We start from the raw sequence: 25,247 nt of genomic DNA on the forward strand, positions 1-25,247 counted from the left end.
GGGCCTTCGATCGCGGCCGTCTCCCTCAGAGACCGGCCAGTGCCAGCGGTTGCAGGCCGGCAGATGCGTTTGGCGCGGCTTGCGCGGGCTGATCGGAAAGAGTGATGGCGGTGGATGTCATCGTCTCGTCGACGCCGGCGCCATCCTTGCCGGTGCCGTAGATTTCCTTGACGGCCGCGGCCGTCAGTTCAGCCGGCTTGCCGTCGAACACGACACGGCCGGCTGCCATGCCGACGATGCGTTCGCAGTAGTTGCGTGCCGTATCCAGCGTGTGCAGGTTGGTGATGACGGTGATGCCCTCGCGCTCGTTGATATCGCGCAGCGCATCCATGACGATCTTGGCGTTCAGCGGATCGAGCGAGGCGATCGGCTCGTCGGCGAGCATCATCTTCGGCTGCTGCATAAGGGCGCGGGCGATGGCGACACGCTGCTGCTGGCCGCCCGACAGCGTGCCGGCCATCTGCAACGCCGTCTGCTCGATGCTGAGGCGTTCAAGCGCCGCGATGGCTTCGATGCGCTCTTCGCGGCTGAAGATGGACAGCAGGCTGAGCGCCGTCGAGCGCTGGTTCAGGCGCCCCAGCATGACATTGGTGAGCACGTCGAGGCGGGGAACCAGGTTGAACTGCTGGAAGATCATGGCGCAATCGCGCTGCCAGTTGCGCAACGCCCGGCCACGCAGTTTGGAAACTTCGATGCCGGCGAAATGAATCGAGCCGGAGCTTGGATCGGCAAGACGGTTGATCATGCGCAGCAGCGTAGACTTGCCGGCGCCCGAGCGGCCGATGACGCCGACCATCTGTCCTTGCGGAATGTCCAGCGTCACGGAATCGACAGCGAGCTTGTTTCCGAATCGGCGCGAGACATTCTTCAGCTCGAACATGAAGCCTTCCCTTTCGCGGCTGCCCGGCTCCGCAACAATCGTTGACGTTGGCGCAGCGGAAACCTGTTGGACGAGCGCACGGACTTTCGCTTCGAAGAAAATTTCGAAGGGCCATGCGCTGGAGCATAGGCAACGCATTAGTCCCCGTTCGTGAAGCTCCAATGTCAGAATTATGTAACTGCTGTTACAATCCTCTATGTTTGCGCCCTTCCGTCACGGCATGCGAAAGCCCGAAAACCGCAGGAGTTTTCGGGCTTCGAAAGGCATTCGCGTAAGGATTGTGCGGCCCGCAGTGGCGTCAGGCGCCGTAGCGGATCAGGAATTCCTCGGCCGAAAGGGCGCGGAAGTCGTCAAGCGCAGTGCGTAATGTGGCGTGATCCCAATCCCACCAGGCAAGCTTGTCCATGCGCTCGCCGACCGCTTCGGTGAAGCGTTGGCGGATGAGCTTGGCCGGCACGCCGCCGACGATCGTATAGGGGGAGACATCCTTGGAGACGACTGCGCCGGCGCCGATGACTGCACCGTTGCCGACGGTGACGCCCGGCAGGATGGTGGCGCCGTGACCGATCCAGACGTCATGGCCGATAGTCACGCGGTTGTTGCGCCGCCAAGTGAAAAAATCCGTCTCCATATCGGCATCCGGCCAATAGTCGGCGGCGCGATAGGTGAAATGATGCAGCGTCGCCCGCCAGGTCGGGTGGTTGGTGGCGTTGATGCGTACCGCGGCGGCGATGTTGACGAACTTGCCGATCGTCGCGCACCAGACCGCGCCATCCTGCATGATGTAGGAATAGTCGCCGATCTCGGTTTCATCGATCCGGCAGCGATCGGAGACTTCGGTATAACGGCCGAGCGTCGAATTGCTGACGCTGGCCGAGAGGCTGATGAAGGGCGTCTCGCCCAATTTGCGGCTCATGCGGCGGACTTTCTCGGTGAAAATTGCGACACATCGAGAATGCGGCTGCCGACGGCTTCGCGCACCTCCTCGTCATGGAAGATGCCGAGCAGGGCGACGCCCGCCTTTTTTTTCTTTTCGATCATGTCGACAACGACGGCACGATTCCTGGCGTCGAGAGAGGCGGTCGGCTCGTCGAGCAGCAGAATGGCATGATCGGTGATGAAGCCGCGGGCGATATTGACGCGCTGCTGTTCGCCGCCGGAGAAGGTGGCCGGCGGCAATTGCCAAAGCTCTTCCGGCAGGTTGAGTTGCGCCAGCAGGCTACCCGCCCTTTCGCGGGCGATGTCGGCACTTGCGCCACGCGCCAACAGCGGCTCGGCAACCACGTCGATCGCTGCCACGCGCGGTACGGTGCGCAGGAACTGGCTGACATAGCCCATGGTATGGCGGCGAACTTCCAGCACGGTGCGCGGATCGGCGGCGGCGAGATCGATGATCCTTTCCTTATGCATCACCAGGATTTGGCCGCTATCGACGGCGTAGTTGCCGTAGATCATCTTCAGAAGCGAGCTCTTGCCGATGCCGGAAGGGCCACCGAGAACCACGCATTCGCCCGATGCGACCGAGAAGGAGACATCGGCGACGACCGGCAGGCGGATGCCGTCGCGCAGGTGCATGGTGAAGCTCTTGAAGACTTCGGAAACGACGAGGGGAGTTGCCATGGCTTTAAACCTGCAGGATCGAGGAGACGAGCAGTTGCGTATAGGGCTCGCGCGGATCGTCGAGCACGCGATCGGTGAGACCATGCTCGATCACCACCCCGTCCTTCATCACCATCATGCGGTGCGACAGCAGGCGGGCGACGGCGAGGTCATGCGTGACGATAACGGCCGACAGACCGAGATCGTTGACGAGGCCGCGGACGAGGTCGAGCAGGCGGGCTTGCACGGAAACGTCGAGGCCGCCGGTCGGCTCGTCCATGAAGACGAGGCGGGGGCCGGTCACCAGATTGCGGGCGATCTGCAGGCGCTGGCGCATGCCGCCTGAGAAGGCGCGCGGCTGATCGTCGATGCGGTCGGCATCGATTTCCACGCGCTCCAGCCAGTCGATGGCAGTATTGCGGATATTGCCGTAGTGCCGGTTGCCGATCGCCATCAGCCGCTCGCCGACATTGGCGCCGGCAGAAACCGTCATGCGCAGGCCATCGGCCGGGTTCTGGTGAACAAATCCCCAGTCGGTACGCATCAGGAAGCGCCGTTCGGCCTCGTTCATGCGGAAAAGCTCGCGATAGGTCTCGTCGCGCATATGGTATTCGACGCTGCCGGTGGTCGGCAGTAGCCGGGTCGAAATGCAATTGAGCAGCGTCGTCTTGCCGGAGCCGGATTCGCCGACGATTGCCAGCACTTCACCGGGCCAGAGATCGAAGGACACGTTGCGGCAACCGATGCGGCTGCCGTAGAATTTCGAGATATCCTTGACCTTGAGGAGTGGCGTGTCGCTCATTCGGCGGCCTCCTGGTTGGGTGCCAGCATCGTGCCCACATGGCCATGGGCGCGGCGGTCTTCGCAGAAATCAGTGTCGGAGCAGACGAACATCCGCCCGCCCTTGTCATCGAGGATCACTTCGTCGAGATAGACCTGCTCGGCACCGCAGAGAGCACAGGGTTTGTCGAAGCGCTGCACTTCGAAGGGATGATCCTCGAAATCAAGGCTGACGACTTCAGTATAGGGCGGCACGGCATAGATGCGCTTCTCGCGGCCGGCGCCGAAGAGCTGCAGCGCATCCGACATGTGCATTTTCGGATTGTCGAATTTCGGTGTCGGCGACGGGTCCATCACGTAACGGCCGGCGACCTTCACGGGATAGGCGTAGGTCGTGGCGATATGGCCATTGCGGGCGATGTCCTCATAGAGCTTCACATGTATGAGGCCGTATTCCTCGAGCGCATGCATCTTGCGGGTCTCGGTCTCGCGCGGCTCCAGAAAACGCAGCGGTTCCGGAATCGGCACCTGATAGACCAAAACCTGGTTGGGTCCGAGCTTGCCTTCCGGGATGCGGTGGCGCGTCTGGATGATGGTTGCTTCGTCCGTGCGGGTGGTGACGGCAACATTCGCCACCTTCTGGAAGAAGGCGCGGATAGAGACGGCATTGGTCGTGTCGTCGGCGCCCTGGTCGATGACCTTGAGGACATCGTCCGGCCCGATGATCGCGGCGGTCAATTGCACGCCGCCGGTGCCCCAGCCATAGGGCATCGGCATTTCGCGCGAGGCGAATGGCACCTGATAGCCGGGAATGGCGATCGCCTTCAAAATGGCGCGGCGGATCATCCGCTTGGTCTGTTCGTCGAGATAGGCGAAATTATAGGTAGCGAGTTCGGTCATTCGGCAGCCTCCGTGAGGGGATCCTTGCCTGCATTTTGTGCATTCTCGAAGTCGCGGCGCATGCGGCGCACCAGGTCGAGTTCGGCCTGGAAGTCGACATAATGCGGCAGCTTCAGATGTTCGACGAAGCCGGTCGCCTGCACGTTGTCGGAATGGGAGATGACGAATTCCTCGTCCTGGGCGGGTGCGACGATATCCTCGCCGAGTTCGTCGGCGCGGAGCGCCCGGTCGACCAGCGACATCGCCATGGCCTTGCGTTCGCTCTGGCCGAAAACCAGGCCATAGCCGCGGGTAAACTGCGGCGGCGCCTTTGCCGAACCCTTGAACTGGTTGACCATCTGGCATTCGGTCACCTGAATGCTGCCCAGCGAAACGGCGAAACCGAGTTCCGGCACGTCCAGCTCAACCTCCACTTCGCCGATACGGATTTCGCCGGTGAAGGGATGGGTGCGGCCATAGCCGCGCTGGGTCGAATAGCCGAGCGCGAGCAGGAAACCTTCGTCGCCGCGGGCCAGCGCCTGCAAGCGCAGATCGCGGGTCATCGGAAATTCCATCGGCTCGCGCGTCAGGTCGCCGGTCTCATGGTCGATCGGCATCTCGCCATCGCCTTCGATCAGCCCTTCCTGGCTCAGGATTTCGGAGACGCGCATCACGCGGCCTTCTTCGGCCGACCGCTGCATGGGCTCGTCCACCGGCGTATCCGTGAGCAGGCTCGGGTCGAGCAGGCGGTGCGTATAGTCAAAGGTGGGGCCGAGAAGCTGGCCGCCCGGCAAATCCTTATATGTCGCCGAGATGCGGCGTTCGATCTTCATCGCCGAGGTATCCAGCGGCTGGGAATAGCCAAAGCGCGGCAGCGTCGTGCGATAGGCACGCAGCAGGAAGATCGCTTCGATCATGTCGCCGCGCGCCTGGCGCACGGCAAGCGCGGCCAGCGTGCGGTCATAAAGCGAGGCTTCGGCCATGACGCGGTCGACGGCGAGCGCCAGTTGCGCGACGATCTGGTCGATGCCGATGGCCGGCAGCGAACGATCGCCGCGGCGGCGATCGGCGAGCAACCGGTGAGCATTGGCGATGGCGGCTTCGCCGCCTTTAACGGCAACATACATTGCGTCACATCTCCGTCGCGATGATCTTGGTGGTGCGCGGCAGGCAAAGGAATTGCCGTTCCGCCGTCAGAACGAGATCGACGCCGCGCGGGAAAAGCGCGCGATTGTCGTTCCAGATGCGCAGGAACGTATCGGGCAGGCCGATCGGCGCGATCGTGCGAATACCGGCAATGCCGGGACCGGAGAGCGCCAGTTCCTTGCCGCCCTCGAGGGCTGCGATTTCCAGCACCAGCGTCGTCGAGCGGTCGGGATATTCCTGCGTGCCGACGGCGAACTGGTTGAAGGAGGAGAGCGCCATGCCGGCCTCGACGAAGGCAAAACGCGCTTCGATCCTTTCCGGTGTCACCGATGTGCCGGTGTGAAAGCTCAGCCACGCCGGCATGGCCGATTTGGCGAGACCGGTCGACAGCCAGACTGGCGTATCATGATCGCAAAGCGTAAGGCCGATCGCGCCGGCCGCGATGCCGAGCGGGGCGGGCGGAGCGATATCGGAGGTGACCGTCTGGACGATGCCCGGCCGCGCCATGGCATCCATCATCATCTTGAAGACGCTCTGGGCGTCGAACACCGGATCGGCAAAGCCGCCGGTCAGCGCCTCGTTGCCGGCTGTCATGGAAGGGGTGGAAAGGCTCATTTGTCTTCTCCGCGGACCATGGTGAAGAAATCGACGCGGGTGGCAGCCGTTTCCTCGGCGCGTTTGCGGTCGTATTCGGCAATCCGATCGGTAACCGGAAGTAGGATCGCCTTTTCCACGAATTCCTTGGTGGCCGGCTGATGCCAGAGCGCATCGAAAATCGCCGCAAGCCGCACCTTTTCGCGGTCGGTGCCGAGCGCATGCGCATGGCCGATCGCACCCGAGGCCAGCTTGACGGTGGCGCGCGTCACGGTAACTTCGCCGAGATTGAAGGGTGAACCGCCGCCGCCGATGCGCCCGCGCACCATGACGAGCCCGGTTTCCGGACCTCGTACAGGCTGGACTACGGGTTTTTCGGGGAGTGCTTCCCAGGCCGCGTCAAGCTCGTCGCGTTCGGCCCGCGCCAAAAGATCGGCGGCGCGCTTGCGTTCCCGGCGCTCCTGCGCCGCAGCCTCTTGCCTCTGTGCTGCATTCATCGTGTCGTCCCCAAAATGTCTATTGATATAGACAACTATACAAGGTAGTTTTATATTTATTAGCGAGACGTGACAAGCGTGTGACATTGGCAAGCGGCGATATGGCGGGGCAGAAGGTACAAAGACAGACGGGCGTGGCGCTCTGGCGGCAGATTGCCGACCGTATTCGCACATCGATCAACCACGGCGATTTTGACGATACGGGCATGGTGCCGCCGGAAACGGTGCTGGCACTACAGTTCGGCGTCAACCGCCACACGATCCGAAGCGCGCTTGCAGCATTGGCGCAGGAAGGCATCGTCAGGGCCGTGCAGGGGCGCGGCACGCTGATCGAGCGGAAGGAGCGCCTGAGCTTCCCGATTTCGAAGCGGACGCGATTTTCGCAAGGGATTGGCGATCAGGTGCGCGAGACCCGTAGCGTCCTTCTTGCGACCAGCGAAGAGGCCGCGAGTCCGGAAGTGGCCCGGCAGCTCAAGGTCAAGTCCGGTACCCGGCTGGTGCGCCTGGAAACCCTCGGTCAAGCGGATCACCGCCCGGTTTCGCGCGCCACAAGCTGGTTCCCGGCCGATCGCTTCGGCGCTATCGCCGAGATTTATCGAGCGACCGGATCGATCACCAAGGCATTTCGCGAGCTTGGCGTACTGGATTATGTGCGCGTCGTCACCGAGATCACCGCGACGCATGCCGACGAAGGCGATCTGGCCGATCTGCAACTATCGCCTGGCGCCATCGTACTGGTCGCCCAGGCGCTCAATGCGGATCTCGACAATATTCCGGTGCAATACTCGATTTCCCGCTTCGCCGCCGATAGGGTGCGTTTCACCGTCGAGAATTGAGGTGAGGCTCGGCCCCTCATCCGGCCCCCTGAGCTTGTCGAAGGGCGGCCACCTTCTCCCCGTTTTGACGGGGAGAAGGGGATGGGCGATCCTACAGCCTTCCCTCTATTAACCTGTCGAGACGAGGGTACGAAGGTCGTCCCCTCTCCCCGTAAAACGGGAGAGGGCTAGGGTGAGGGGCTTTTCGGAGATAATTAGTTAGACGCCGCTCAATGCGCGCCGGACATATCGCCGAGCACTTCCTTGGAAGCGACGGTGGAGTCGGCTTTGAGCTTGTAGACCATCGGCACGCCGGTCGCGAGGTTGAGCGACAGGATCTGTTCCTTGCTGAGCCGATCGAGGACCATGACCAGCGAACGCAGCGAATTGCCGTGAGCGGCGACCAGTACCTTCTGGCCGGCGAGCACGCGCGGCAGGATTTCCGTGAGGTAATAAGGCCAGACGCGGGCGCCGGTGTCGCGCAGGCTCTCGCCGCCGGGAGGCGGGACGTCGTAGGAGCGGCGCCAGATGTGCACCTGCTCTTCGCCCCACTTGGCACGGGCGTCGTCCTTGTTCAGGCCCGAGAGATCGCCGTAGTCGCGCTCGTTCAGCGCCTGATCCCTGATGGTTTCGAGACCGGGCTGGCCGACTTCATCGAGGATGATCTTCAGCGTGTGCTGGGCGCGCGTCAGCGCCGAGGTGAAGGCGACGTCGTATTTAATGCCGTAATCGGCGAGTGCCTTGCCGCCGGTCTTGGCTTCTTGGATGCCAAGTTCGGTGAGGTCAGGATCCTTCCAGCCGGTAAAAAGATTCTTCAAATTCCAGTCGCTCTGCCCATGGCGAACGAGGACGAGAGTACCGCTCATAGATATTCCTCCTTGATAGAGCAATTCCAGGAAAAGTGCCTAGCGGGTTTCCGTCCGGAATTGCGTGAGAACAAAAGGTTGGAGCGGTTCAGCAGCTTCATGCTGAACCGCTCCAGGATGGGATCAGCGTGTGGAAAGCCCGAGAACGTCGAGCATGGAATAAAGGCCGGGTTTCTTGTCGCGCGCCCAGAGCGCGGCCTGAAGCGCGCCGCGGGCAAACAGCGAGCGGTCGCCGGCGCTGTGAGACAGTGTCAGGCGTTCGCCTTCGCCGGCGAAAATGACGGAGTGGTCGCCGATGACGCCGCCGCCGCGCAGCGTGGCGAAACCGATGGCGCCTGCCGGCCGCGGACCGGTATGGCCGTCGCGCACGCGCACGGAATGATCGTCGAGATCGATGCCTCGGCCCTTTGCCGCTGCCTGGCCAAGCAGGAGCGCCGTGCCGGAGGGGGCGTCGACCTTGTGCTTGTGGTGCATCTCCAGCACTTCGATGTCCCAATCGGCTGGCGGGAGCGCGCGCGCCGCCTGCTCGACAAGGACGCTCAAGAGGTTGATGCCGAGGCCCATATTGCCCGATTTTACGATGCGGGCGTGACGGGAGGCCGCCTTGAACTTGGCTTCGTCTTCCGCCGAGCAGCCGGTCGTGCCGATGATGTGGACGATGCGTGCCTGGGCGGCGAGGCCTGCAAAGGTGACGCTGGTTGCCGGCGTGGTGAAGTCGATCACGCCTTCGGCATGCAGGAAGGCTGAAAGCGGATCGTCGGTGACGGGAACGCCGATCGGCCCAAGCCCGGCAATTTCGCCGGCATCCTTGCCGATGAAAGCGGAGCCTGGACGTGCGACAGCGGCATGCAGGGTGGCGCCTTCCGTGGCGTGGATCATGCGGATCAGGGCCTGTCCCATGCGTCCGGCCGCGCCCACCACCACCAGCTTCATCGCATCGTCGCTCATGTCTTCTCTATCGTCTCATTTACGGGAAGTGCCGGAAACGGCCGGCCGCTGCAGGTTGTTGAGGCGAGCGTAAAGGCCATTGTCGGCCGTCGCAAGCGTCTCGTGGTTGCCCTCTTCGACGACGCGGCCGTTCTGCATGACAATGATCTTCTCCGCGCGCACGACCGTCGACAGGCGATGGGCGATGACGACAACGGTGCGGCCGCTCATGGCTTCGTCCAGCGCCTTCTGCACGGCTGCTTCCGACTCGGTATCGAGCGCCGAGGTCGCTTCGTCCAGAAGCAGGATGGGCGCGTTGCGCACCAGCGCGCGGGCGATCGACAGGCGCTGGCGCTGGCCGCCGGAAAGCGTCACGCCGTTTTCACCGACCGGCGTGTCATAGCCCTGCGGCTGCGCCTGGATAAAGTCGTGGGCATAGGCGAGCCTTGCGGCCTCTTCGATTTCAGCATCCGTCGCCTCTGGGCGGCCATAGCGAATATTGTCGCGGATCGTACCCTCGAAGAGGTAGGGCTGCTGCGAAACATAGGCGAGCTGTTCGCGCAGCGACTGCTTCGTGACATGCGCTATATCCTGCCCGTCGATGAAGATGCTGCCGGCTTTGGGATCGTAGAAGCGCGGGATGAGATTGATGACGGTGGACTTGCCGGCGCCGGAAGGGCCGACCAGTGCTGTCGTCTCGCCGCCCTCGGCCACGAAACTCACTCCGGATAGAACCGCCTCGTCGCCATAGGCGAAGTGAACGTCGCGAAACTCGATCCGGGCCTCGCTGACGGCAAGCGGCTTGGCATTGGCCATGTCGCGCTGACGCGGCTCCATGTCGAGCAATTCGTAGATCATGCGCGCATTGACGACGGCGCGCTCCAACTGCACCTGTAACTTGGCCAGGCGGCGGGCCGGATCGTAAGCGAGGAGAAGGGAGGTCGCGAAGGAGAAGAAGGCGCCCGGCTGCACATTGTAGTAGATCGAACGATAGGCGGCGTAGGCAAACACGCTCGCGATCGCAAAGCCCGCAAAGCTTTCCGTCAGCGGCCCATTGCGCTCGGAAAGGCGAGCGATGCGGTTCTGCCGGTGTTCGGCTGCCGTGATCAGCTTGTTGATCTTGCGCTCCAGCTCGTTTTCCATCGTGAAAGCTTTGACGATGGAAATGCCCTGGATGGTCTCCTGCATTGCACCGAGGACGTGGCTATTCAGATTGACCGCTTCACGCGTTGCGGCACGCAAACGCTTGGAGACATAGCGCAGCGCCAGGAACAGCGGCGGCGCCACGGCGAAGACGGCGAGGCTCAGCAACGGGTCCTGAATGATCATGACGCCGAGCAAGAAAATAAAGGTCAGAAGGTCTCGCGCCGTGGACGTGATGGTCAGGTTCATCACGTCGCGGATGCCGGAAACGTTCTGACTCACCCGTGCGGCGATCTGGGCGGAACGGGCCTCGCTGAAGAAGCCGACCGACAGTGTCATCAGGTGCGAATAGAGCCGGCGCTGATAGCGGGCGATGATATTGTTGCCGATCTTGGACAGAATGACCGATTGGAAATAGCCGGCGAAACCACGCACCACGAAAGCGACGAAGATGCTTGAGCAGATCACCCAGACGACTTCGGCGCGACGCTCGACGAAAGCCTCGTTGATGACTAGCTTCATGATGTAGGCGATATAGGCCGTCGATGCTGCCACAAGGATCAGGCAGATGATGGCGATGGCGTAGCCCCAAATGTGATCACGGCCGTTCTCGGCAATGATGCGCTTCAGCACGCCGGTAATGGCTTCGCTGTCGACGCTGTTGTTTTTGGTGTCGGGCGATTTCAAAAATCGGCTTCCTGTCTCAAACCAAGCGAGCCGCATATGGCACGTGCTTTCGCGGGTCTATAAAGAGTTGGGACGACTTTGGCTAGATATGGCCTGTTGCACTGGTTAAAGCAGGTCATGGAGCCAAGCTCATTATAAGGGAAGGCAGCTCCACCAAAAAAGCGTCGCGTGTCCTTGCGCCCGTTGCTCCCTGCTCCTTCTTTTCGTCCTGGGTGAGCCGTGCGAAAACGAGCTTGCGATCGCCCTTCACCGCCCATCCGACGAACCATCCATAGGGGTAGGCCTTATCGTTGGCTCCTCCCGGACGAGATGAGCCGGTCTTGCCGTGAATATCCCAACCGTTGGGCAGGGCCGCAACTTCGGTGATGCGCTCCGTCATGTCGAAAGCCTGCGGGCTCACGGGCAGTCGTCGGGTCACCAGCTTTCCGAGAAAGGCGACCTGTTCGAGCGGGGAAATCTTCAGCGAGGAGCCAATCCAGGAACGGTCCAGCCCATTGTTCTTTCCGGGGTCGCCGGAGACGTCGGCATTGCCGTAGTGGAACTTGACGGCGTAGTCGTGCAGCCGTTCCGTGCCAAGCGCGTGCGTCACCTGCTGCGAGAACCAGACCACCGAATATTTGATCCATCGAGCCGGGTCCGTCGGCTGGCGCCATTCGGCACCGCGCCAATCGACATAACCCTTACGATAAGGCAGCAGTGGCGTATGCTCATCCTTCAGGAAGCCAGAATCGAAGCCCATCAGGCTGATCGCGATCTTGAAGGTGGAGGCCGGCGTGACGCGGGTTGCGCAATCGCCTTGCTGCAACAACACCTTTCCGTCTGCCGCATTCGCTACCACCGTGCAGAGGATTCTTGCATCAGCGGTGGAGATCGAAAGCGTGGCCGCAAGCAATGCCAGCGGAAGGAAGCGATAGTTCATCTGGTTCTCCCGCGACGGCATCTGGCGACGCGTTGCTCTATCCTGGTCAACGCCGCCAGCGGCGGCCGTCCGTCGCCAGGCCGAAATTGGCCGGCATGCGGGCGTAGCCCGAGAGGCCCGCCAGTGCGGCGAGCGGGTGGGTGACCACATGCGTCGGGATCAATTTCAGCAGCGCAGAATGCGGCGCCTTATCTTCGAAGGCGGCGCGGAATTCCGGCTTCTGCAGCGCCGGCAGGATTTTTTGCGAGATGCCGCCGGAAAGATAGACGCCGCCGCGCGCCATGAAGATCAAGGCGATATCGCCCGCGACGCGGCCGAGATAGGTGACGAACAGCGTCACGGTTTCTTCGGCCTGGACGTTGGTGCCGGCAAGCGCATGGGTGGTGATATCAGCCGGTTGCGTCAACACAGGCTCGATGCCATCTGCCTTGCAGATCGCGTGATAAAGATGCTGCAGGCCGCGGCCGCAAAGGACCTGCTCGGCGGAGATGCGGCCCTCGATGGGCTCCAGGTACGGCCAGATCTGAAAATCGCGCGCGCTACGCGGCCCGAGGTCGATATGCCCACCTTCGCCGGGCACAGGAATCCACGCATGCTGGGCATGAATGAGGCCTGCGACGCCGAGGCCTGTGCCCGGCCCGAGTACGGCGCGCGATGCGATCATGCCTTCAGAGGTTTCACCGATGGTCTCGCGATGCTCCTCGGAAACACCGGCGATCGCCAGCGCCTGCGCCTCGAAATCATTGATGATCAGTACATCATCGAGGCCGAGATTGGTAATCATCGTCTTCGGGCGGATCACCCAGTCGCAATTGGTCAGCGGAATTTCGTCGCCGCGAACCGGCGCCGCAACGGCAAGGATCGCCGAACGCGGCTGCACGGCCGTCTTGTCGAGGACGCCCTGCTGGATCGCCTCGTCGATCGTTTTGAAATCGGCGGTATGGACATTCGGGAAATGCTTCGGCTCGGCATAGGCGTCGACGAGGATTGAAAAACGTGCGTTGGTTCCGCCGATATCGCCGATCAGGATCGGAAAGGGCAAGGGGGCTTCGCTGTGAGTAAGCTTGGGCATGGCGAGGTCCGTGGTCTGCCGCCGAGGCGGATTAATGGTTCAGTGTTTTGATCAGTCGTTCTGCGGTGGCTTCATTGAGAGCCATGGGAATGTCATAGAGAACGGCAAGCCGCGTCAATGCCTTCACGTCGACATCATGCGGCAGGGGAGTCATTGGGTCGATGAAGAAGACGAGCACATCGATCTCGCCTGTGGCGATCATGGCTCCGATCTGCTGATCGCCGCCGAGCGGACCGCTCTTCATACGGGTGACCTTCAGGCCGGGGCAGACATCGAGCACCCGGCCGCCGGTCGTGCCCGTGGCGACGATATGCCAATCGGCGAGAGCCTTCTGGTTGCGGCGTGCAAATTCCGCCATTGCATCCTTTTTCTGATCATGCGCGATCAGCGCGATGCATTTGCCGGCCATGAAATTCCTGCTCCGCCCAAGACTTTAATCGATTTATCTGCCTTCTATACCAAGAGACAGGCCTTTGAAAGACGGCCTTTGAAAGACGGACGGAGTCGGTCGAACCGGCCCAGCCGCTTTACTGCTGCGGGACGTTGCCGGGCGGTGTGCTGCCCGTATCGGCACTGGAAACCGGCATCGCGCCGGTTGTGGCGCTGACCGCCGAGGCCTTTGCGCCGAAGGTGGCGGCGCGAACCGAGGCGACGGAAGGTTCATTCAGCACGGTTTGGCACGCCTTCGGCAGATCGGAAACCATGACTTCGCGCGGCTTTGCCGGCGGTTTCGCGCCAGGCTTCGGCTTGGCCCAGGGTGCGGGTGTGAACCACCAGGCGAGGGACTTGTCGCAGCCATCGCCAGCGCCAACGGGTGCCTGAGGCGTGCAGCCGACCGAGCCTAAGGGGCAGCGGATGCGGATATGGAAATGCGAGTCATGGCCATATTCCGGGCGCAGCTTGCCGAGATTGGTGCGATCGCCGGTCCATGTGTCGCACATCTTCTTCTTGATCGCCGGATTGACGAAGATGCGTTCGACTTCGGGGTAGCTCGCGGCGCGCATCAGGAGGCGGGCATGCTCCGGCGTCCAAACCTTGTCGTTGATCGTCAGGAACTTGTCCTTCGCCAGCATGCTGGTGAAGGGCAGGGTTTCGCGCTCGGCCGTTGTCAGCGTGCGGGAAGGCATCGGCGTCAGCCACACATCGGCGTCGAGGCCGATCTGGTGTGAGGCATGACCGTTGAACATCGGCCCGCCGCGTGGCTGCGAGATGTCGCCGACCAGGATGCCCGGCCATCCGTCATATTTGGCAGCGTCGCGCGACAGACGCTCGAGCAGTGCGATCATCTCCGGCCGGCCCCAGCGGCGGTTGCGCGACAGGCGCATCGCCTCCCAGGTCGGTCCGTCGGCTGGCAGCGCCACGGCGCCGGAAAGGCAGCCCTTGGCGTAAAAGCCGATCGATTGCGGTGGTCCCTGCGTCGGCAATGTCACGGCGCCGAAGATCGCCTTGGCGCTGCCGGGCGTCGGGGCCGCCTGCTGCGCCAGCGCATCGCCGCTGATGAGACCCGCGCCGATCATGGCGGCGAGGGAAAGTTTGCTGAACGTATCGAGGGTCCGAACCAGGGCAGAAATCATGTGGTTCCCTAAGAAGCTGCCGGCGATGGCCGAGGTGATTTGCGCGCGAATCTACCTTGAAAAGCGATTTTGGTGAATCCGTGTTTTATTGATCGAGCCTAATGAACGGCCGCAAATCACCTGCCCGGACCGCTAAGTGCATGATCAGGAAGTCAGAATTTCCGCCGTCTTGCGGATGCGCGACAGCCGTGGCAACACCTTGGTGCAGGAAAAAACGTGCATTTCCTGCGAAAAGGTCGTCACCGCGTCCTCGGCGACGATGATGGAATAATTGGCCGCATAGCCGTCGCGAACGGTCGATTCGACACCGAAATTGGTGGCGATGCCGGTAAGGATCAGCGTTTTGATGCCGCGGCGGCGCAGTTGCAGATCGAGTTCGGTGCCATAAAAGGCGCTCCATTGGCGCTTAACGATGGCGATATCGGGCGTCAGTGCTGCGATTTCGGCGGGTGCGGCGAGAGCTGTCGGCGGCAAACCTCCCTCTGGAAAGCTGAAGGTTTCGTCGACGGGCTGGTTGACAGCATCGGCATAGTCCGCGGAAAATCCCACGGTCACAAAGACTGTGGTTCCGCCGTCCGCTTTCAATTTTTTGGCGATGGCGGCGGTATTCTCGACGATCTGTTGCGCAGGGTGGGGTGCGAGCGGGCGGCTGAGAAGCAGGCCCTGCAGATCGATGGAGACAAGTGCGGTGGTTTGGGGATCGTAAAGAGGCATCAGGGGGCTCCGGAGAAATATGAGGGTATCCTCACAATGACAAATATGAGGGAATCCTCGCAAAAATCAAGTGGGGAGCCGCAAACGCGTATTCCGAAGCGCCGCCGCGGCCATGACCGCGTTGCCGTGCTTCTGGAAACGGCCGCAAAAATCTTCGTTCAAAAGGGCTATGACGCTGCGACGATGACGGAGATCGCCGCCGAAGCGCACTCGTCGATCGGCTCGCTCTATCAATTCTTTCCGACCAAGCCACTGCTTGCCGAAGCGCTGCATGTCGATCGGCTGGAGCGGCTGAAAGCGGTGCTTCAGGATATCGCGGAAAAGAGCGGCGGCCGTTCGGCTGCCGATAGCGGCGAGGCGATCTTCGACAGGCTCGGTGCCTTCATCGAGGAGTTTCCGGAATTTCCGGTGCTTGCCGCCCGCCGCGACGTGCCGAAGGACCGCAAGATGCGTTCGCGGGCGGAGCTGAAGGAGCTGATTTCCTCTATCCTGCGGCGCGCCGAGCCGCCGATCACGGACGATGTCGCCTTGATGTCAGCGATCATTCTGGAACTGCTGCGTATTGCCGTCGTTGCCGCCAACGAGCCGGAAGCGGCCGGCGACCGGCGTCTTGTCCACGAATTGCGCCTAATGCTGCGCAAGCGTCTTGAAGAAGCTGCGGCAAAAGCCTGATTTCATGGAGCAGCAATCGGCCGGTTTGCGAAAAGATGAGCAATTCCGTCCTGCTTTTCGCCCTCATTTGGCCTATGCTTGATTCCCATCAAAGCATCAGAGGATCATGAATGGCATCGTCGCGGTTGAAAGCAGGCTTGGTTGCTTCTCTTTTCTGCCTGCTGATCTTGCCGGCGCCCTCCAACGCCGACGAGTTACAGTTCCGTATTGGCACGGCCATTCTCGGTGATCTGAAATACCAGCCCGGCTTCAAGCATTTCGACTACGTCAATCCGGATGCACCGAAGGGCGGCGAGTTGAAGCTTTCAAGCAACGGTACGTTCGATACGCTCAATCCCATTTTGCTGAAGGGCAATCCGGTCACCGGAATTGGACTGGTTTTCGATACATTGCTGAAATCGGCCGACGATGAAATCGCCTCGGCTTATGGGCTGCTGGCGGAAGGCGTGTCCTATCCTGACGACATATCGAATGCGACGTTCCGGTTGCGGGCGGAGGCGAAATGGGCTGACGGAACCCCGGTGACTCCGGAAGATGTGATCTTCAGCTTCGAAAAGGCTAAAGAACTTAATCCGTTCATGACGAGCTACTACGCGCATGTGTCGCGGGCTGAAAAGACTGGCGACCGCGATGTTACCTTCACGTTCGACGAGAAGAACAATCGCGAACTGCCGTTCATTCTGGGACAGCTTCTTCCCATCGTGCCGAAACATTGGTGGGAAGGCACCGGGCCGGACGGCAAGCTGCGCGACATTTCGCGCACGACGCTGGAGCCGGTCATGGGTTCTGGCCCCTACAAGATCGCGGCCGTCTCGCCGGGCTCGACCATCCGCTATGAGCTCCGCGACGACTATTGGGCCAAGAACTTGCCCGTGAATGTCGGCGAGAACAATTTCGGAGTGATCTCGTACGCCTATTACGCCGACGACGATGTGGAATTCGAAGGGTTTCGCGGCGGCAATGTCGATTTCTGGCAGGACAATAGCGCCAGCCGCTGGGTAACGGGCTATGATTTCCCCGCAGTCAAGGATGGCCGCATCAAGCGCGAAGACGTGCCCAATCCGCTGCGCGCGACCGGCGTGATGCAGGCGCTGGTTCCAAACATGCGCCGCGATCAGTTCAAGGATCAAAGGGTACGCGAAGCGCTCAACTACGCCTTTGATTTCGAGGAGATCAACCGCACGGTCGCCTACGGTGTGTATCACCGTGACGACAGCTATTTCTTCGGCACCAAACTCGCTTCCTCCGGTCTGCCTCAGGGGGAGGAGTTGAATATTCTGAACGAGATCAAGGACAAGGTGCCGCCTGAGGTCTTTACGACGCCCTACAGCAATCCCGTAGGTGGCGATCCGCAGAAATCTCGTGACAATCTTCGTAAAGCGATCGGGCTTCTCAAGGATGCGGGCTATGTCATCAAGGGCAACCAGATGGTCAACGCCAAGACCGGACAGCCCTTTTCCATCGAAATTCTCCTCGGCAGCCCATTTGTTGAAAAATGGGTGCTGCCCTACGCGCAGAACCTGAAGAAGATCGGCATCGACGCAAGGGTTCGAACCGTCGATTCATCGCAATACATCAATCGTGTCCGTAGCTTCGACTATGACATGATCTGGACCGTTTGGGCTCAGACACTCAATCCGGGCAACGAACAGATCGACATGTGGGGCTCGGCATCCGCCAATCGCCAAGGCTCGCGTAACTATGCCGGCATAGCCGATCCCGGCATCGATGCGCTGATCACCAAGGTCATTCTTGCCAAGGATGTCGCAGAGAAAGATGCTGCGGCGAAGGCGCTCGACCGCGTTCTGCTCGCCCATCACTACGTCGTTCCATTGTTCTATGCCACGAGCTTCCACATTGCCTATTGGGACAAGTTCGAACACTCCGCAAATCTGCCGGAATACTCGATGGGCTTTCCGGAGACATGGTGGTCGAAGAACGCCGGCAAATGAGCGGCTCTTGCAATGATGAACATGCTGGGCTCCAAATGCGCGATGCCGATTCGGCAATATCAGCCTGAAATGACTGCGCCGGCTGTATTCCGGCGGAAGGGAACAAACGACTTGAAAGACGGATGGATTGAGGCGAGAGCAGGCATATTCCTCGATGGGGGAGTGACGGGCTGATGGGCGCCTATATCCTCAGACGTCTGCTGCTGATGATCCCGACCATCATCGGCATCATGGCGATCTCCTTCACCATTGTGCAGTTCGCGCCCGGCGGTCCCGTCGAGCAGGTCATTGCGCAGTTGACCGGTCAGGCCGACAACGCCAATGGCCGTCTTTCCGGCGGCACCGATGTGCTCGGCCAGCAGAGCGTCGATGACAGCAGTTCGAAATATCGCGGCGCCCAGGGGCTTGATCCGGAGCTGATCGCCAAGCTCGACAAGCAGTTCGGCTTCGACAAGCCGCCGCTCGAGCGCTTCGGCCAGATGATGTGGAATTATATCCGCTTCGATTTCGGCGAAAGCTTCTTCCGCAATACCACGGTGATCGACCTCATCGGCCAGAAGTTGCCCGTATCGATCTCGCTCGGCATCTGGATCCTGATCTTCTCCTATGCCATCTCCATCCCGCTCGGCATCCGTAAGGCGATACAGGACGGATCGACCTTCGATGTCTGGACGTCCGGCGTCATCATCATCGGCTATGCCGTTCCGAGTTTTCTCTTCGGCATCATGCTGATCGTGCTTTTCGCCGGCGGCTCCTTCTTCGATTGGTTTCCGCTGCGCGGCCTCGTCTCCGACAATTTCGCCGATCTCAGTTGGTGGCAGAAGATCATCGATTATCTCTGGCATCTCGTGCTGCCGTTGATTTCGCTTTCGCTCGCCGCCTTCGCCACGACGACGCTGCTCACCAAGAATTCCTTCATCGAGGAAATCAAGAAGCAATATGTCATCACGGCCCGCGCCAAGGGTTTGAGCGAGCGGCGCGTGCTCTATGGCCACGTCTTCCGCAATGCCATGCTCATCGTCATCGCCGGTTTCCCCGGTGCCTTCATCTCCGCCTTCTTCACCGGTTCGCTATTGATCGAGAACATCTTCTCGCTCGACGGCCTTGGCCGCCTCAGCTATCTCTCCGTGGTCCAGCGTGATTATCCGATCGTGTTCGCAACGCTCTATATCTTCTCGCTGCTTGGCTTGTTCGTCGGCCTGATCTCGGACTTGATCTATACCTGGATCGACCCGCGCATCGATTTCGAGCGGAGGGACGTATGATGGACGCTGCGACCAATTCGACGGCCCCGGCAGTGGTAAAGCCGCCGCGCAAAGGCCTTTTTTCCCCGACCAACATTCGCCGCTGGCAGAATTTCAAGGCGAACCGCCGCGGCTACTGGTCCCTCTGGCTATTCCTGATCCTGTTCGTTCTGAGCCTCGGAGCGGAATTCATCGCCAACGACCGGCCGATCCTCATCTCCTATAAGGGCGAGATCCTGACACCTGTCTTCGTCGATTACCCCGAGGAAAAGTTCGGCGGCTTCCTGGCGCAGACCGATTATCGCGCAGAGGATATCAATCAGGAGATCAATGCCAATGGCTGGATGATTTGGCCGCCAATCCACTATTCCTACCAGACCGCCAATTCGAACCTTCCAAAGGGAATGTCGGCGCCGACCCCGCCCTTCTGGCTGATGAGCAAGGAAAAGCGCTGCTCCGGCTATGAAAAGGGCGTTGATGATCCGAATTGCACTTTGAGCAATCTCAACTGGCTGGGCACGGACGATCAGGCGCGCGATGTGCTGGCGCGCATGATCTACGGCTTCCGCATCTCGGTGCTGTTCGGCCTGGCGCTGACCATCTGCTCGGCGGTCGTCGGCGTTGCCGCCGGTGCCATACAAGGTTATTTCGGCGGCTGGACCGACCTTCTCCTGCAGCGCTTCATCGAAATATGGTCGTCGATGCCGGTGCTCTATATCCTGCTGATCATCGCCTCGGTCCTGCCGCCCGGCTTCTTCATCCTTCTCGGCATCCTTCTTCTGTTTTCCTGGGTAGGCCTCGTCGGCGTCGTGCGTGCCGAATTCCTGCGGGCACGCAATTTCGAATACGTGCGTGCCGCCCGTGCGCTCGGCGTCAACAACATTACCATCATGTATCGCCACCTGTTGCCGAACGCCATGGTCGCGACCCTGACCTTCGTGCCCTTCATTCTCTCCGGCTCGATCACGACTCTGACCTCGCTGGATTTCTTAGGATTCGGCATGCCTCCAGGCTCGCCCTCGCTCGGCGAGATGATCGCCCAAGGCAAATCTAATCTGCAGGCCCCCTGGCTGGGCCTCTCCGCCTTCTTCACCATGTCGATCATGCTGTCGCTTCTGATCTTCATCGGCGAGGCCGTCCGCGATGCATTCGATCCGAGGAAGACGTTCCGATGAGCGGAAACTCCACTCCATTGCTTTCCGTCCGCAATCTATCCGTCGCCTTTCACCAGGGCGGGCAAACCTCGACCGCGGTCGATGGCATCTCCTTCGATATCGCCAAAGGCGAGGTCTTGGCGCTGGTCGGCGAATCCGGATCCGGCAAATCGGTCTCGGCCAACTCGATCCTGAAGCTGCTGCCTTATCCCTCCGCCAGCCACCCCTCAGGCGAGATCCTGTTCAAGGGCAAGGACCTGCTGAAGGCGTCCGACAACGAGTTGCGTGCCGTGCGCGGCAACGACATTACCATGATCTTCCAAGAGCCGATGACCTCGCTCAATCCGCTCCATACGATCGAAAAGCAGATCGGCGAAATCCTGGCGCTGCACCAGGGCGTGGCCGGCCAGGCAGCACGTGTCCGCATACTGGATCTCCTGAATCAGGTCGGCATCCGCGAGCCGGAAAAGCGCCTCAAGGCCTATCCGCATGAACTGTCCGGCGGTCAGCGTCAGCGCGTGATGATTGCCATGGCGCTCGCCAACCGGCCGGAGCTTCTAATCGCCGACGAGCCGACGACCGCGCTCGACGTGACGGTGCAGGCGCAGATCCTCCAGTTGCTGCGCGACCTCAAGGGCGCGCATGGCATGTCGATGCTGTTCATCACCCACGATCTCGGCATCGTCCGCAAATTCGCCGATCGCGTTTGCGTCATGACCAAGGGCCGTATTGTCGAAACCGGCACGGTCGAGACGGTCTTCACCAATCCACGGCATGAGTACACCCGGCATCTGCTCGCCGCCGAACCGCGCGGCGAGCCGCCGGTGGGCGACACCAGCAAGCCCGTGGTCATGGAAGGCTCCGACATTAAGGTCTGGTTCCCGATCAAGGCCGGGCTGATGCGCAAGGTGGTCGACCATGTGAAGGCGGTCGATGGCATCGATCTGAGGCTGAGGGCCGGCCAGACGCTCGGCGTCGTCGGTGAATCCGGCTCCGGCAAGACGACGCTCGGCCTGGCGCTCGCCCGCCTGATCTCCTCCAGAGGCCGCATCAGCTTTGTCGGCAGGGACATTGCGGATTATTCCTTCAAGGAGATGCGGCCGCTGCGAAACCAGCTTCAGGTCGTCTTTCAGGACCCCTACGGCTCGCTGAGCCCGCGTATGTCGGTCGGCGAAATCATTGCCGAGGGGCTCAAGGTGCATGAGCAATTTCTGTCTGCGGAAGAGCGCGATCAGCGCGTCTGCTGGGCGTTGGAAGAGGTGGGTCTCGATCCCTCGACCCGCTGGCGCTTCCCGCATGAATTCTCCGGCGGCCAGCGACAGCGCATCGCTATTGCCCGTGCCATGGTGCTGAAGCCACGTTTCGTCATGCTGGATGAGCCGACCTCGGCGCTCGACATGAGCGTGCAGGCCCAGGTGGTCGATCTGCTGCGCGACCTGCAGCGGCGCCATGACCTCGCCTACCTCTTTATCAGCCATGATCTGAAGGTCGTAAAGGCGCTTGCAAACGACCTGATCGTTATGCGCTTCGGCAAGGTCGTGGAGCAGGGTTCGTCAGCCGAGATTTTCCGCGCGCCCAAAGAGGATTACACCAAGGCGCTTCTCGCCGCCGCCTTCAACATCGAGGCGGTACCCACTGCCGCCCTCCAGCAATAAAGACAATCGCCATGCCTGCCAAGAGCCCCGTTCTCGTCGATCTGAAATTCACGCCTGAGGCCATCGCCGCGGCCCTTGAAACCGCTTTCACCGATCGCGGCAGCATCAATCTCGCCGATCCCGCCAACAAAGACGCGGATCTGAGCCATGTCGATTATGCTCTTCTGTGGAAGCCGGATGCCGATCTCTTTCAGCGTGCTCCCAACCTAAAGGTCATCTTTTCCGGCGGTGCCGGCGTCGATTCCATGTTGAATATCGCCGGTCTGCCCGACATTCCCATCGTCCGCTTCGTCGATCGCAGCTTGACGGTGCGCATGACGGAATGGGTCGTGCTGCAATGCCTCATGCATCTGCGCGATGTCTTCGGCCACTTCAGGCACCAGCGCAAGCGCGTCTGGGGTCATCTTCCGGCGCCGGAAGCGCGCGAAGTCACGGTCGGCGTCATGGGGCTCGGCATTCTCGGCCTTGATGCCGCCGCCAAACTCAAGGCCATGGGCTTCCATGTCATCGGCTGGTCGCGGCAGAAAAAGCACATCGACGGCATGGAAACGTTCGACGCCGGCGAGATCGATGCCTTTCTCGCGCGGACCGACATTCTCGTCGGCCTGCTGCCGCTGACACCGGAGACGACGGGGCTTTATAATAGCGCGCTCTTTTCCAAACTTCGCCGCGGCGGCGCCCTGGGTAAGCCGGTGTTCATCAATGCCGGACGCGGCAAGAGCCAGGTTCAGGCCGATATCGTCTCGGCGATCGAGACCGGCGTGCTCGGTGGCGCGTCGCTCGATGTCTTCGATGTCGAGCCGCTGCCGATGGACGACCCGCTCTGGGGCATGGAGAATGTCGTCATCACCCCGCATGATGCGGCGGTCTCCGAAGAATATTCGCTGATGCGTCATGTCGAAGAGCAGATCGCCCGCTTCGAACGCGGCGAGCCCCTGCAATATCTGGTGGATCGCAACCGAGGCTACTGAGCGGTTTCGGAACCTTCCAGCACCGCCTCCGTTTTCCAAAGAACATCGCCACGAGGCGAAATTGGAAGGAGGCTATCATGCCGCGGAAGCTGGAAACCCATACACGTTGGGAGAATTCTGATCGCCGCCTGCATGAGGAAAAGGAGTTGCCTGCGACCGAGGCCAAACAGGGGCGCATGGGGCGCCGGATATTGGCGGTGCTCCTTGTCGCACTTGCCCTGACGGCGATCGTCTGGGCTCTGGTGGAACTGTGGGGTAGTTACGAAGCCACGCACACGGCGCCCGTGACCGCGACTGAGAACCAGACCGCGGCGCCGAAACCACCGGCTCAAGGCAATCCTCAGTCATATTGAATTAGTCACCAATGAAACTTGAGTACACGCGCCGATCTCCCGGCGGCGCGTTTTGATTTGGTATCAATTTTCTTTCAGCGACTGGACTTTCTCTCAACATTTTTTGATAAGAAGAGCATTATACCCGCCGCCAGCGAGTTGGAGGCGCGAAGCATGACGTCCGGGGCGCAGGGAGACGGGCAGGAACGAGATGACGAAGACGGATATCGCCACCCGTGTCTATAACCATACCTGGAAGCTCGATCCGATCATTCGCAGCCTGATCGATACGGATTTCTATAAGCTTCTGATGCTGCAGATGATCTGGAAGCTTTATCCGGATGTCGACGCCACCTTCTCCTTGATCAACCGAACGAAGAGCGTCCGGCTCGCCGACGTGATCGACGAGAAGGAGCTACGTGAACAGCTCGATCATGCGCGCACCCTCAGGCTTGCCAAGAAGGAGATGATCTGGCTGGCGGGTAACAGCTTCTACGGCCGCGCCCAGATCTTCGAGCCGGAATTCCTGGCCTGGCTGTCGAATTTCCAGCTTCCGGAGTATGAGCTTTCGAAGCGCGACGGGCAGTATATTCTCGACTTCCATGGATCGTGGAAGGAAACGACTATGTGGGAGATTCCGGCACTCGCTATCATCAACGAGCTCCGGTCACGGGCGGCGCTGAAGGCGCTGGGTCCTTTTACGCTCGATGTTCTCTATGCGCGCGCCAAGGCGAAGATGTGGGAAAAGGTCGAGCGGCTGCGGGAGCTGCCGAACCTGCGTATTTCCGATTTCGGCACTCGGCGACGCCATAGTTTCCTCTGGCAGCGTTGGTGCGTGGAAGCGCTGAAGGAGGGTGTCAGCCATGCTTTCACCGGCACCAGCAATGTCCTCCTCGCCATGGATTCCGATCTCGAGGCCGTCGGCACCAACGCGCACGAGCTGCCGATGGTGGCGGCTGCACTGGCCAAGACCGATGAGGAGCTTGGCAAGGCGCCCTACAAGGTGTTGCGCGACTGGAACCGCCTCTACGGCGGCAACCTGTTGGTGGTTCTGCCCGACGCCTTTGGTACAGCTTCATTCCTGCGCAACGCACCGGAATGGGTGGCCGACTGGACCGGTTTTCGCCCGGACAGCGCGCCTCCGATCGAAGGCGGCGAGAAGATCATCGAATGGTGGAAGAAGATGGGCCGCGACCCGCGCCAGAAACTTCTGATCTTCTCCGACGGTCTGGATGTCGATGCGATCATCGCCACCTACAAGCATTTCGAGGGCCGCGTGCGCATGAGCTTCGGCTGGGGCACCAACCTCACCAATGATTTCGCCGGCTGCGCCCCCACCGAAATCCATGGACTCAACCCGATCTCGATCGTCTGCAAGGTGATCGAAGCCAACGGCCGCCCGGCCGTCAAGCTTTCGGACAATCCGCAGAAGGCAACGGGCGAACCCGCCGAGGTCGAGCGCTATCTGAAATTCTTCGGCGCCGAGGATCGAGTCGATCAAGAGGTACTGGTGTAGACATGCCTTTGACGGGGAACCAGCCGATGGTTCTTTACGCAAACGGCTGGTACTATATCGTTGGTATCGACCATTTCCGGAGAATTCGATGTCACCCGCGTTGAAGGCCAGTGTAGAAATTGATTCTGACGTGAACGAACGGCTTGAGAAGCTCGCCGCGAGCCGCCATCGCCGGCCAGAGCGGTTGCTGAAGGAGGCTGTCGAGCAATATGTGGAGCGGGAAGAGAAGCGCGACTCGCTATTGCAGGATGCGCGCCATTCCCTGGATGAGTATGGGGTGACGGGCTTGTATGTGACAGGCGATGAAGTCATTGCATGGTTGCAGACTTGGGGCGATGAGGATGAGAAGGCCCCGCCTGAATGCCATCGGTAAGGTTGACGCAGCGCGCTCTTCGCGACCTTGAGCGGATGAGAACATTTCTTCGGCCCAAAAACGCTGCCGCTGCGAAAAAAGCGTCAACAAAGATTATTCAAACAATCCGGATGCTGTCGAACCAGCCCGACATGGGGCGGCCTGTAGAGAACTCGCAGCAAGGATTGCGAGAGCTTATCGTCAGATTTGGGCGTGACGGCTACGTTGTTCTCTACCGATATATTGGCGAAGAAATCCTTATAGCCGCCATTCGCCACGGCCGCGAAGATGGCTACAAATAACGGGC

Annotated in this window: 27 protein-coding genes; 11 read left to right on the forward strand and 16 right to left on the reverse strand. The window is 60.8% G+C overall.

Going from position 1 to position 25,247, the window contains the following annotated elements; genetic code table 11:
- Nucleotides 1–25: 25 nt before the first annotated feature.
- The 8 genes from phnC to phnG form a co-directional block, all read right to left on the reverse strand.
- Nucleotides 26–880 carry a phosphonate ABC transporter ATP-binding protein gene (phnC, locus tag QA646_RS17575; protein WP_283056654.1) on the reverse strand — a complete coding sequence of 285 codons (855 nt, stop codon included), beginning with the start codon at nt 878–880 and terminating at the stop codon, nt 26–28.
- Between the two features lie 298 nt (nt 881–1,178).
- Nucleotides 1,179–1,796, reverse strand: a complete 618-nt coding sequence (locus tag QA646_RS17580; RefSeq protein WP_283056655.1) for a DapH/DapD/GlmU-related protein — start codon at nt 1,794–1,796, stop codon at nt 1,179–1,181.
- A complete protein-coding gene (phnL, locus tag QA646_RS17585) occupies nt 1,793–2,500 on the reverse strand; it encodes a phosphonate C-P lyase system protein PhnL (RefSeq protein ID WP_283056656.1) in 708 nt (235 codons plus the stop codon). Before phnL ends, QA646_RS17580 begins: the two co-directional genes overlap by 4 nt.
- A gap of 4 nt (nt 2,501–2,504) precedes the next feature.
- A complete protein-coding gene (gene phnK / locus QA646_RS17590; RefSeq protein WP_283056657.1) occupies nt 2,505–3,281 on the reverse strand; it encodes a phosphonate C-P lyase system protein PhnK in 777 nt (258 codons plus the stop codon).
- Nucleotides 3,278–4,159 carry an alpha-D-ribose 1-methylphosphonate 5-phosphate C-P-lyase PhnJ gene (locus QA646_RS17595; protein ID WP_283056658.1) on the reverse strand — a complete coding sequence of 294 codons (882 nt, stop codon included), beginning with the start codon at nt 4,157–4,159 and terminating at the stop codon, nt 3,278–3,280. Before QA646_RS17595 ends, phnK begins: the two co-directional genes overlap by 4 nt.
- Nucleotides 4,156–5,265, reverse strand: a complete 1,110-nt coding sequence (locus tag QA646_RS17600; protein WP_283056659.1) for a carbon-phosphorus lyase complex subunit PhnI — start codon at nt 5,263–5,265, stop codon at nt 4,156–4,158. Before QA646_RS17600 ends, QA646_RS17595 begins: the two co-directional genes overlap by 4 nt.
- Nucleotides 5,266–5,269: 4 nt before the next feature.
- Complete coding sequence (phnH, locus tag QA646_RS17605; protein ID WP_283056660.1) at nt 5,270–5,899, reverse strand: phosphonate C-P lyase system protein PhnH; 630 nt, start codon at nt 5,897–5,899, stop codon at nt 5,270–5,272.
- The gene (gene phnG, locus QA646_RS17610) at nt 5,896–6,375 is read right to left on the reverse strand and encodes a phosphonate C-P lyase system protein PhnG (protein WP_283056661.1); all 480 of its coding nucleotides are present in this window, start codon (nt 6,373–6,375) and stop codon (nt 5,896–5,898) included. The genes phnH and phnG overlap by 4 nt, the downstream gene beginning before the upstream one ends.
- A gap of 101 nt (nt 6,376–6,476) precedes the next feature.
- Between phnG and phnF the strand changes: the two genes are divergently transcribed.
- Nucleotides 6,477–7,211: a phosphonate metabolism transcriptional regulator PhnF gene (phnF, locus tag QA646_RS17615; protein ID WP_283058907.1), complete on the forward strand. Its 735-nt coding sequence runs from the start codon at nt 6,477–6,479 to the stop codon at nt 7,209–7,211.
- A 209-nt stretch (nt 7,212–7,420) separates the two neighbouring features.
- On the opposite strand, the gene QA646_RS17620 is transcribed toward phnF, so the two are convergent.
- The 8 genes from QA646_RS17620 to QA646_RS17655 all read right to left on the reverse strand — a co-directional run bounded on the left by QA646_RS17620 (nt 7,421) and on the right by QA646_RS17655 (nt 15,092).
- The gene (locus QA646_RS17620) at nt 7,421–8,056 is read right to left on the reverse strand and encodes a 2,3-bisphosphoglycerate-dependent phosphoglycerate mutase (RefSeq protein ID WP_283056662.1); all 636 of its coding nucleotides are present in this window, start codon (nt 8,054–8,056) and stop codon (nt 7,421–7,423) included.
- 123 nt (nt 8,057–8,179) lie between these two features.
- Nucleotides 8,180–9,004, reverse strand: a complete 825-nt coding sequence (gene dapB / locus QA646_RS17625) for a 4-hydroxy-tetrahydrodipicolinate reductase (protein WP_283056663.1) — start codon at nt 9,002–9,004, stop codon at nt 8,180–8,182.
- 15 nt (nt 9,005–9,019) lie between these two features.
- On the reverse strand, nt 9,020–10,813 hold the full coding sequence (locus tag QA646_RS17630; RefSeq protein ID WP_283056664.1) for an ABC transporter ATP-binding protein: 1,794 nt from the start codon (nt 10,811–10,813) through the stop codon (nt 9,020–9,022).
- Nucleotides 10,814–10,928: 115 nt separating this feature from the next.
- On the reverse strand, nt 10,929–11,732 hold the full coding sequence (gene blaOXA, locus QA646_RS17635; protein ID WP_283056665.1) for a class D beta-lactamase: 804 nt from the start codon (nt 11,730–11,732) through the stop codon (nt 10,929–10,931).
- Between the two features lie 46 nt (nt 11,733–11,778).
- Nucleotides 11,779–12,804, reverse strand: coding sequence for a glucokinase (locus tag QA646_RS17640; protein WP_283056666.1), 1,026 nt, complete (start codon nt 12,802–12,804; stop codon nt 11,779–11,781).
- A 31-nt stretch (nt 12,805–12,835) separates the two neighbouring features.
- Nucleotides 12,836–13,213 (reverse strand): methylglyoxal synthase, encoded by a 378-nt coding sequence (locus tag QA646_RS17645; RefSeq protein ID WP_283056667.1) that lies wholly within the window; start codon nt 13,211–13,213, stop codon nt 12,836–12,838.
- Between the two features lie 118 nt (nt 13,214–13,331).
- Nucleotides 13,332–14,378 carry a penicillin-insensitive murein endopeptidase gene (mepA, locus tag QA646_RS17650; RefSeq protein ID WP_283056668.1) on the reverse strand — a complete coding sequence of 349 codons (1,047 nt, stop codon included), beginning with the start codon at nt 14,376–14,378 and terminating at the stop codon, nt 13,332–13,334.
- Between the two features lie 144 nt (nt 14,379–14,522).
- On the reverse strand, nt 14,523–15,092 hold the full coding sequence (locus tag QA646_RS17655; protein WP_283056669.1) for a hydrolase: 570 nt from the start codon (nt 15,090–15,092) through the stop codon (nt 14,523–14,525).
- A gap of 36 nt (nt 15,093–15,128) precedes the next feature.
- Here QA646_RS17655 and QA646_RS17660 point away from each other — a divergent pair, with 36 nt between their 5' ends.
- The 10 genes from QA646_RS17660 to QA646_RS17705 all read left to right on the forward strand — a co-directional run bounded on the left by QA646_RS17660 (nt 15,129) and on the right by QA646_RS17705 (nt 25,242).
- Nucleotides 15,129–15,764: a TetR/AcrR family transcriptional regulator gene (locus tag QA646_RS17660; protein WP_283056670.1), complete on the forward strand. Its 636-nt coding sequence runs from the start codon at nt 15,129–15,131 to the stop codon at nt 15,762–15,764.
- 110 nt (nt 15,765–15,874) lie between these two features.
- Nucleotides 15,875–17,716, forward strand: a complete 1,842-nt coding sequence (locus QA646_RS17665; protein WP_283056671.1) for an extracellular solute-binding protein — start codon at nt 15,875–15,877, stop codon at nt 17,714–17,716.
- 173 nt (nt 17,717–17,889) lie between these two features.
- Nucleotides 17,890–18,981, forward strand: a complete 1,092-nt coding sequence (locus QA646_RS17670) for a microcin C ABC transporter permease YejB (protein ID WP_283056672.1) — start codon at nt 17,890–17,892, stop codon at nt 18,979–18,981.
- Nucleotides 18,981–20,135, forward strand: coding sequence for an ABC transporter permease (locus QA646_RS17675; RefSeq protein WP_283058908.1), 1,155 nt, complete (start codon nt 18,981–18,983; stop codon nt 20,133–20,135). The genes QA646_RS17670 and QA646_RS17675 overlap by 1 nt, the downstream gene beginning before the upstream one ends.
- Nucleotides 20,132–21,769 (forward strand): ABC transporter ATP-binding protein, encoded by a 1,638-nt coding sequence (locus QA646_RS17680; RefSeq protein WP_283056673.1) that lies wholly within the window; start codon nt 20,132–20,134, stop codon nt 21,767–21,769. The genes QA646_RS17675 and QA646_RS17680 overlap by 4 nt, the downstream gene beginning before the upstream one ends.
- Nucleotides 21,770–21,780: 11 nt before the next feature.
- On the forward strand, nt 21,781–22,740 hold the full coding sequence (locus QA646_RS17685) for a glyoxylate/hydroxypyruvate reductase A (RefSeq protein ID WP_283056674.1): 960 nt from the start codon (nt 21,781–21,783) through the stop codon (nt 22,738–22,740).
- A 77-nt stretch (nt 22,741–22,817) separates the two neighbouring features.
- Nucleotides 22,818–23,093: a hypothetical protein gene (locus tag QA646_RS17690; RefSeq protein WP_283056675.1), complete on the forward strand. Its 276-nt coding sequence runs from the start codon at nt 22,818–22,820 to the stop codon at nt 23,091–23,093.
- 190 nt (nt 23,094–23,283) lie between these two features.
- Nucleotides 23,284–24,588 (forward strand): nicotinate phosphoribosyltransferase, encoded by a 1,305-nt coding sequence (gene pncB / locus QA646_RS17695; RefSeq protein ID WP_283056676.1) that lies wholly within the window; start codon nt 23,284–23,286, stop codon nt 24,586–24,588.
- Nucleotides 24,589–24,676: 88 nt separating this feature from the next.
- Nucleotides 24,677–24,961, forward strand: coding sequence for a CopG family transcriptional regulator (locus QA646_RS17700; RefSeq protein ID WP_283056677.1), 285 nt, complete (start codon nt 24,677–24,679; stop codon nt 24,959–24,961).
- Nucleotides 24,949–25,242, forward strand: a complete 294-nt coding sequence (locus QA646_RS17705) for a type II toxin-antitoxin system RelE/ParE family toxin (RefSeq protein WP_283056678.1) — start codon at nt 24,949–24,951, stop codon at nt 25,240–25,242. The genes QA646_RS17700 and QA646_RS17705 overlap by 13 nt, the downstream gene beginning before the upstream one ends.
- Nucleotides 25,243–25,247: the final 5 nt, after the last annotated feature.

Source organism: Rhizobium sp. CB3090, assembly GCF_029714285.1.
Taxonomy (GTDB): domain Bacteria; phylum Pseudomonadota; class Alphaproteobacteria; order Rhizobiales; family Rhizobiaceae; genus Rhizobium.

Coding starts and splice junctions, on each gene's coding strand:
- phnC (WP_283056654.1), bottom strand. CDS start 880: ATGTTCGAGCTGAAGAATGTCTCGCGCCGATTCGGAAACAAGCTCGCT.
- QA646_RS17580 (WP_283056655.1), bottom strand. CDS start 1,796: ATGAGCCGCAAATTGGGCGAGACGCCCTTCATCAGCCTCTCGGCCAGC.
- phnL (WP_283056656.1), bottom strand. CDS start 2,500: ATGGCAACTCCCCTCGTCGTTTCCGAAGTCTTCAAGAGCTTCACCATG.
- phnK (WP_283056657.1), bottom strand. CDS start 3,281: ATGAGCGACACGCCACTCCTCAAGGTCAAGGATATCTCGAAATTCTAC.
- QA646_RS17595 (WP_283056658.1), bottom strand. CDS start 4,159: ATGACCGAACTCGCTACCTATAATTTCGCCTATCTCGACGAACAGACC.
- QA646_RS17600 (WP_283056659.1), bottom strand. CDS start 5,265: ATGTATGTTGCCGTTAAAGGCGGCGAAGCCGCCATCGCCAATGCTCAC.
- phnH (WP_283056660.1), bottom strand. CDS start 5,899: ATGAGCCTTTCCACCCCTTCCATGACAGCCGGCAACGAGGCGCTGACC.
- phnG (WP_283056661.1), bottom strand. CDS start 6,375: ATGAATGCAGCACAGAGGCAAGAGGCTGCGGCGCAGGAGCGCCGGGAA.
- phnF (WP_283058907.1), top strand. CDS start 6,477: ATGGCGGGGCAGAAGGTACAAAGACAGACGGGCGTGGCGCTCTGGCGG.
- QA646_RS17620 (WP_283056662.1), bottom strand. CDS start 8,056: ATGAGCGGTACTCTCGTCCTCGTTCGCCATGGGCAGAGCGACTGGAAT.
- dapB (WP_283056663.1), bottom strand. CDS start 9,004: ATGAGCGACGATGCGATGAAGCTGGTGGTGGTGGGCGCGGCCGGACGC.
- blaOXA (WP_283056665.1), bottom strand. CDS start 11,732: ATGAACTATCGCTTCCTTCCGCTGGCATTGCTTGCGGCCACGCTTTCG.
- QA646_RS17640 (WP_283056666.1), bottom strand. CDS start 12,804: ATGCCCAAGCTTACTCACAGCGAAGCCCCCTTGCCCTTTCCGATCCTG.
- QA646_RS17645 (WP_283056667.1), bottom strand. CDS start 13,213: ATGGCCGGCAAATGCATCGCGCTGATCGCGCATGATCAGAAAAAGGAT.
- mepA (WP_283056668.1), bottom strand. CDS start 14,378: ATGATTTCTGCCCTGGTTCGGACCCTCGATACGTTCAGCAAACTTTCC.
- QA646_RS17655 (WP_283056669.1), bottom strand. CDS start 15,092: ATGCCTCTTTACGATCCCCAAACCACCGCACTTGTCTCCATCGATCTG.
- QA646_RS17660 (WP_283056670.1), top strand. CDS start 15,129: ATGACAAATATGAGGGAATCCTCGCAAAAATCAAGTGGGGAGCCGCAA.
- QA646_RS17665 (WP_283056671.1), top strand. CDS start 15,875: ATGGCATCGTCGCGGTTGAAAGCAGGCTTGGTTGCTTCTCTTTTCTGC.
- QA646_RS17670 (WP_283056672.1), top strand. CDS start 17,890: ATGGGCGCCTATATCCTCAGACGTCTGCTGCTGATGATCCCGACCATC.
- QA646_RS17675 (WP_283058908.1), top strand. CDS start 18,981: ATGGACGCTGCGACCAATTCGACGGCCCCGGCAGTGGTAAAGCCGCCG.
- QA646_RS17680 (WP_283056673.1), top strand. CDS start 20,132: ATGAGCGGAAACTCCACTCCATTGCTTTCCGTCCGCAATCTATCCGTC.
- QA646_RS17685 (WP_283056674.1), top strand. CDS start 21,781: ATGCCTGCCAAGAGCCCCGTTCTCGTCGATCTGAAATTCACGCCTGAG.
- QA646_RS17690 (WP_283056675.1), top strand. CDS start 22,818: ATGCCGCGGAAGCTGGAAACCCATACACGTTGGGAGAATTCTGATCGC.
- pncB (WP_283056676.1), top strand. CDS start 23,284: ATGACGAAGACGGATATCGCCACCCGTGTCTATAACCATACCTGGAAG.
- QA646_RS17700 (WP_283056677.1), top strand. CDS start 24,677: ATGTCACCCGCGTTGAAGGCCAGTGTAGAAATTGATTCTGACGTGAAC.
- QA646_RS17705 (WP_283056678.1), top strand. CDS start 24,949: ATGCCATCGGTAAGGTTGACGCAGCGCGCTCTTCGCGACCTTGAGCGG.